Here is an 800-nt window from a genome sequence, read left to right on the forward strand (position 1 = left end):
AGCCATAAGTCATAAAACCTAAGAACGCTAACACACTGATCTTGATTGTTGTTTTGTTCATCGTTTTTAAATTTAAAATGTTGATTTATTTTTTTTATTAAATGATTAAAAGATTGAAAAAATTAAAAGATTCCGTTCATTTCGATGATTTCGATTTTTTTAGATTCTTTAGATTTTTCCCTTTTTTATACATTCTTTTCATAGTCTCAATTCCCTAGCTAGGGAATTTCAATTTCCTAACTAGGAAATTATATTTTCCTAGCTTGGAAATTTTCCATCCCTAAGGTACCTTTTCGTACTTGGCTGTTTTCAGGGCATCTTTCAGCTTTTTACCCGGCGTGAAAAGTATCCTAGAGTCTCTGATAGCACTCGCCGTTACTTCTGATTCCGCCTCCTTACCCTCACTACTAATGCTCTGACGGAAAGATCCTACCTCTCCCAAGCGTACTATAAAGCCATTGGTAAGCTCATCAGGCAATATATCGGCAAAGGCATACAGCACCGCACGGATGTCTGCCCCGCTTACTGTAGAAATTTTCTCTATTCGCTTCGTCATATCTTCCAGCGTCAGCTCTCCGCTGTACACTGGAGATGCGTAATATTTCTTCGCTCCACCTCCCGAAACACCCGGTTGGCTCTTCTCAATGGTCTTAAATTTTAGTGACATAGGCTTTTATTATTAATGGATTAAAAGATTAGAGGATTAAAAAATTAAAGGATTCCGTTCGTTTCGATGATTTCGATGATTTCGATTTTTTAGATTCTTTAATTTCTTTCCTTTTTCTAGATAATTCCTTATT

The 800-nt window shown here is 36.2% G+C and carries 1 protein-coding gene; it reads right to left on the reverse strand.

Translation table 11 applies throughout. From position 1 onward, the window contains the following. Window positions 1-280: 280 nt before the first annotated feature. Window positions 281-667, reverse strand: a complete 387-nt coding sequence (locus tag HMPREF9699_RS02970) for an HU family DNA-binding protein (protein WP_002662304.1) — start codon at window positions 665-667, stop codon at window positions 281-283. Window positions 668-800: the final 133 nt, after the last annotated feature.

The sequence above is a fragment of the Bergeyella zoohelcum ATCC 43767 genome (assembly GCF_000301075.1).
In the GTDB taxonomy this organism is placed as follows: Bacteria; Bacteroidota; Bacteroidia; order Flavobacteriales; family Weeksellaceae; genus Bergeyella; species Bergeyella zoohelcum.

Coding starts and splice junctions, on each gene's coding strand:
- HMPREF9699_RS02970 (WP_002662304.1), bottom strand. CDS start 667: ATGTCACTAAAATTTAAGACCATTGAGAAGAGCCAACCGGGTGTTTCG.